Source organism: Azospirillum sp. UFLA03-27 (assembly GCF_059803775.1).
Window position 1 is genome coordinate 1 of record NZ_JAUQTX010000332.1, and the last position, 5,992, is coordinate 5,992.

4 protein-coding genes are annotated in these 5,992 nt (G+C 62.3%); 1 reads left to right on the forward strand and 3 read right to left on the reverse strand.

Annotation, left to right across the window (positions count from 1 at the left end; genetic code table 11):
• Positions 1–265: 265 nt before the first annotated feature.
• Positions 266–562, reverse strand: a complete 297-nt coding sequence (locus Q4I23_RS29760) for a hypothetical protein (protein WP_498528610.1) — start codon at positions 560–562, stop codon at positions 266–268.
• Between the two features lie 124 nt (positions 563–686).
• Here Q4I23_RS29760 and Q4I23_RS29765 point away from each other — a divergent pair, with 124 nt between their 5' ends.
• Positions 687–1,844: a hypothetical protein gene (locus Q4I23_RS29765; RefSeq protein ID WP_498528611.1), complete on the forward strand. Its 1,158-nt coding sequence runs from the start codon at positions 687–689 to the stop codon at positions 1,842–1,844.
• Positions 1,845–1,998: 154 nt separating this feature from the next.
• Here the strand turns inward: Q4I23_RS29765 and Q4I23_RS29770 are convergent, their stop codons facing one another.
• Positions 1,999–5,163, reverse strand: a complete 3,165-nt coding sequence (locus Q4I23_RS29770) for a type I restriction endonuclease subunit R (protein WP_498528612.1) — start codon at positions 5,161–5,163, stop codon at positions 1,999–2,001.
• 14 nt (positions 5,164–5,177) lie between these two features.
• On the reverse strand, positions 5,178–5,992 hold an 815-nt coding region (locus Q4I23_RS29775; RefSeq protein WP_498528613.1), incomplete at its 5' end, for a restriction endonuclease subunit S.

Sequence of the window (5,992 nt, forward strand, 5' to 3'; positions counted from 1 at the left end):
GTCGTCTGACATAGCGACAGCACGACAGCGCGTGAGGCGCCCGTCAGATCGTTTCTGTGCATCAGCGTCAGATCGTCAGCAGCGACACTGACGCCGGTGCGAGATCATGACGGTGAAGCTGACGTTCGCGACGCTCATTGTGGTTCAAGGGGTGGGGGTGCCTGACGACAACCCTTTGCAGGCGAACAAAAAAACGGGCTGGTGCGGAGGGTGGGAAGCCGTCCTCTCATCGAGCGGTGTCGCGGGTCAATTACCGTCAGCCCGTTCAGCGCTGCCGGTCGCGCCAGCCGGAGCCGGGGCGCTCCTCGGGTTCGATCGTACCGAGACGGCGGCCGTGGGTGTCGCGCAGCACGCCGTTGCCGGTGACCGGGTCGCGGTCGACCGTGCCCAGGCGCCGGCCGTAGGTGTCGCGGATCACCAGATCCTTCGACACCGGGTCCCGCCCGATCGTCGCCTCGCGCCGGCCGTAGCGGTCGCGCAGCGTGGCGTCGGCCAGCGCCGGGGCGGCGGCGAGCAGAGAGGTGTAGGCCATCGACAGGATGACAACGACGAGCCGGCGCATGTCGGTCTCCGGGGGCCGGTTTGACAACCTGTAATGTCAAACGCGATAATCCAACGATGGAAGCCGCACCAGGTCTTGCACACCCGGCGCGGCTAATCGTAGGCACGCAACAGCGAGATTCAGTATGCCAGACGAAGCTGGCCTGGGCAACGCCGAGGGCCTTGTCGTGAAGGTCGACGACGAGGCTGTCGATCGTTGTAATCGGACCTTTGAGGATGGCCAGAAAGCCCAGGAAACAAGCGCCTCTCAGCCGGTTCGGGGGCGTTCCCCTAGTGCGACCTCGAAGGCGACCTCAAAAGCCTCCTCAAGCCCCATCTCCGGTCCATCATCCTCGATCGTCAATCCCAGCTACTTCAACCTTCTCTGCGAGCGAAGCGAGCAGTCCCTGGATTGGCTCAGGTTTAAGGGGAAATGCAACCATTGGCTGTTCAGCCAGCTACCGCAGAAGCGCTTGACCCGCTGGACGAACTACGGCCTGAACGAGAAGATCGCGTTGGCCTGGTTGGCAATGGAAGCCCGCGGCGGGTTCGAGGCGTTGCTCGACGTGGCTCTCAGCGACCGGGAAGCCGAGCGGCCGCAGACCATGATCCAGAACCTCCTGAAGCGCCTGAACGGCCTGGAGGGGGACAAGGTGCTCTACCTGGGCGGCGTGGTCTACAAGCCCGAGACGCGCTACTATCTGCGGAATCCGCACGTCCATCTGATTCTCAACGTCCGGCCGGGCACAGCGCGCTGGGACGAGCTGGTATCGTGGGTCCAGAAGCAGAACGCCGACTGGACGGGCCGAGCGAAGCTCAAGCCGGTGGATGACAAGGAGGGCGGCCTGCCGGGCAAGGTCTACTACATCGCCGGCCGGAAGAACCTCGGCAACGTCAACTGGGACTCCGACCTCCGGATGTCGAGCGAGTTGAAGGACCACGCCTTCGATCTCGCTGCATCACCGCGAGAGAACGCTCCGGTCTGGACGGTCGAGGATCAAGCCGAACTCGACTGGTTCATCGAGCAGGCTGGCGCTGGCTCCGTCGCGATCGAGATGCAGGATGAGATCGGGAACAAGGAGACGAGGGCCGTCCACCAGCCGGTGGCGACAAGCCCCTCGTCGAGCACCCACGTCAAGATCGACGACGGCTCGGTGTTCGACGGCGTCGACATGGACGCGGCAGTGGTCGAGGACGAGGACAGCGTGTTCGCCGGGATCGACTTCACCGGCATGCAGGACAAGCCAGACGACCAGGGCAGCGTGTTCGCCGGCCTGGTCGGGTTCAAGTCGGATGACTCGTAGGATGCGTCAGGAGCACGATCTGCTGTTGACGGCGTTGTTGTGCGTCTCGACGCTCACATCGCGCTCCTGAGTGATCCTACGGCCGGGGCGTGAGTCTGACACACGCTTCAACGACAGCATGCAGTTGAGCACCCGATCGTCCAGACAAACGCGCTCAGGCGGCCGTCCACTCCTCGGCCAGCGCCTCGGCCTGCTGGAGCACGGTGATGATCGCCTGGTTCTCCAGATCTGGCGGGTAGCCCCACTTCCGGAGGATCTTCTTCACCGTTAGCCGGATCTTCGCGCGCGCCGACTCCTTCCGGTGCCAGTCCACGCCGACGCTGCCCTTCACGGCCACCAGCAGCTCGTGCGCGATGACGAGGAGCTGCTTGTTGCCCATCAGTTCGACGGCGCTGCCGTTCTGCGCCAGCGCGTCGTAGAACGCGGCCTCCTCCGGGCTGAGGCCAACCTCTTCCCCGTTGGCCACCTGCTCCTTTAGGGTCTTCGCCAGGGCGATCAACTCCTCGATCACCTGGGCCGTGGTGACGGCGTTGTTGTGGTAGCGCTCGATCGCCGCCTCCAGGCGCTCCGAGAAGCTGCGCGACTGCACGACGTTGGTACGAAGCCGGGACGTGATCTCGTTGTTGAGCAGCTTCCTCAGGGCCTCCAGCGCGAGGTTCTTTTGCTTGATCGCCCTCACCTCTTCGAGGAACTCGTCGGAGAGGATCGAGATGTCGGTCCGGCCGATGCCGGCGACCGACAGCAGGTCGACGATCTCCGTCGAGACGACAGCCCGGCTCACGATCTGCTGGATCGCAAGGTCGACGTCGGTCTCCGACTTCTTGCCGCTGCCGTTGCCGGTCTTCATCACCGTGGCGCGGACCGCCTGGAAGAAGCCGATCTCGTCGCGCAGGCGCCGGGCCAGGTCCGACGCGCTGGCGAGTGCGAACGCCTTGGTCAGCGCGAGCACCGCGTCAAGGTACCGCCGCCGGGCGCGCTTCTTGCCGTCCGGCGTCTTCTCCTTCTCCGCGTCCCGCTGCATCATTGCGAGGACCCACTCGATGGCTTCAGCCAGGCAGGCCAGTCGCTCGCCCGGCGTGCCGGTGATCCCGAGCGCGTAATCGAAGCCGTGGAACATGGCCTTCACGATCTCGTAGCGCTCCAGCAGGACGCCCTCCGCCTCCGCCTCGTCGATGCCGGTCTGGCTCTGGTCGGCGTCGCTGTACTGGCGCAGCGCGTCCTTCAGGCGCTCGGCGATGCCGATGTAGTCGACGATCAGGCCGCCGGGCTTGTCGCGGAACACCCGGTTCACGCGGGCGATGGCCTGCATGAGCCCATGCCCCTTCATGGGCTTGTCGACGTACATCGTGTGCATGCACGGCGCGTCGAAGCCGGTCAGCCACATATCGCAGACGATCACCAGGCGCAGCGGATCGTCGGGCTTCTTGGCCCGCTTCGCCAGCGCGCGGACGGCCTCCTTGTTGAAGCGGATGTGCGGGTGCCACGCGACCCGGTCCATGCGGCTGCCGGTCATGATGACCTTAATGGCGCCTAGCGCATCGTCGTCGTTATGCCAGTCCGGCCGCAGGCGGACAATGGCGTCATAGAGCTTCACGCAGATCGCACGGCTCATGCAGACGATCATACCCTTGCCGGCCATCGCTGCCGTGCGCGCCTCAAAGTGCTCCACGATGTCCTTAGCGACGAGCGCGATCCGCTGGTCGGCACCGACGATCGCTTCGATCCGGGCGTTGCGAGCCTTGACACGCTCGTTCTCCTCGCCATCCTCAATACCGCTGTCGTCGGCGACCTCGTCGTAGGCCGCCTCAATCTGCGCTTTGGCGGCGGGGTCCAGCTCGACGCGGGCCAACCGGCTCTCGTAGTAAATCGGGACGGTCGCCTCATCCTCGACTGCGCGCTGGATGTCGTACACGTCGACATAGCCACCGAAGACAGCCGGCGTGTTGATGTCCGCAGCCTCGATCGGCGTCCCGGTGAACCCGATAAATGAGGCTTTCGGAAGGGCATCGCGGATGTGCTTGGCGAAGCCGTAGGCGACCTTGCCGGTCTTCGCGTCGGTCTTGGCCTCGAACCCGTACTGGCTGCGGTGTGCCTCGTCAGCGATAACCACCACGTTACGGCGGTTGGTCAGCAGTGGGTAGCGTTCCTCCCCTGCCTCTGGCTTGAACTTCTGGAGCGTAGTGAAGATGACTCCGCCCGCCTCGACCGCGAGCAGCCGGCGCAGTTCCTCTCGATCCGCGGCCTGGCTCGGTGTCTGGCGGAGCAATTCCTTGCAGTTCGAGAAGGTCTGGAAGAGCTGGTCGTCGAGGTCGATGCGGTCGGTGATCACCACGATCGTCGGATTGGCCATCTCTGGCGTCACGACGAGCTGGCCGGCGTAGAAGGCCATCAGCAGGCTCTTGCCCGAGCCCTGCGTGTGCCAGATTACGCCGACCTTTCGGCTGCCGCCTGGGCGGGCTGCGGCGACGGTGCAGGTCACCGCCCGGCGGACGGCGTGGAATTGGTGATAGCCGGCGACCTTCTTGATGACGCTGTCGCCGTCGTCCTCGAAAACGATGAAGCCCCGAATGAACGGTAGCAGCAGCTCTGGCGCGAGCATGCCGGCCAGCAGGGTGTAGAGCTCCGGCGTCCCCTTTGCGGCGATCGTCTCGCCGTCCACGGTGCGCCAGGGCATGAACCGTTCGAGGTCCGCGGAGATCGATCCCACCCGCGCACGCAGGCCGTCGGAGATCACGCACAGGGCGTTGGTGCGGAACAGATCCGCGATGTCGGCCTTGTACGAGGCCATCTGGTTGAAGGCACCGGAGAGGTGTTCGTTGTCGGCGCCCGGCTTCTTCAGCTCGATGACCGCCACCGGGAGCCCGTTCACGAACAGGACCACGTCGGGGCGGCCTTCCTTCTTCTTCTGGATCACCGTGAATTGGTTGACCGCCAGGAAGTTGTTGCGCTCCGGCTGCTCGAAGTCGATCAAGCGGCAGACGTCGTGGACCACCCGGCCGGCCGCGGTGCTGTGGAACGACACCTCGACGCCGCGCACCATCAGGCGGTGGAGACGCCGGTTCTCCTGAAGCAGGTTCTGGGACTCCGCTTGGAGCACCGCCGACACCGCCGTGTCGATAGCCTCTTCCGGCAGGTGCGGATTGATCGCCGCCAGCCCCGTCCGCAGTCGCTTGACCAGCACGACGTCGCCGTAGCTGGCGCGCTCGGGCGCGCCGCCATCCGGAGAGATGTGCGGTCCCGGCAGGTAGGTCCAGCCAATCCCCTGAAGCCAGCCGATCGTGGCTTCCTCGACGTCGCTCTCAGGCATGTAAGCGGGCATAGCTAATCCTGTTCTCAGAGATTATCTCTCACGCAATCTTCGAGTTCGCACATTTGAACGTTGCCCGACATCAGCTTCGGTAGGAGGCTGTCCCGAATAGAGGCAAGAACATCGTTCTGCGCGTCGTTTTGACTCTGCTTACTCCATACGGGAGCCATGCAGCTCTCAAATTTCATCTGTATTTCTATAGGCGGCTCTACAACTTTAAGATTGTAAAATTCGTCGCGACTAGTTGACGGGATAGCAGATCCGCTATCCATCGAATTGATGTCGTGCCGAAGTATTGAGTAATAAGCCCAGCGGCGACTACATGGTATTTTTGGCTTCAGGTAAAATGCCGTGTCTATCACATAAAATGGACTTTCTGAGAAGTGAACTCCTCTATAAGCGCCTTTTCTCCCAACAATCACTCCAGCCTCGTTGCACAAAGCGGCGTGGTGTCGCCCAATAACTCCGTTAGTACCATACACAGGAAAGTCTGACAATGAGCTTTGATAAGCTTCCAGCCTTTTCCCGTACTCAAGGGTTGCTATTTCTGACCATTTCTTTACTTTCCATCCCTCTGGATTTCCGTGTTCATCTACAGAACTTGGAAACAAAACAGCGATGTCTGGAGCCAAAATTGTTTCCGCATCTCCCTTCATCTTGGCCTTCACTGGACCATAATCGACAAACCATTCTTTGAATACGGTAGCCGCTAAAAGCTCAAGCTTCTTGTTGATGCTTCGATTGATATAAATCTTCTTTTCTATTCTCTCTAATATCTTCACGATCTCGGATCGGCTTTTAGTCAGGCCGGGAATGCGGAACGCCAAGAAGTCTTCACGGG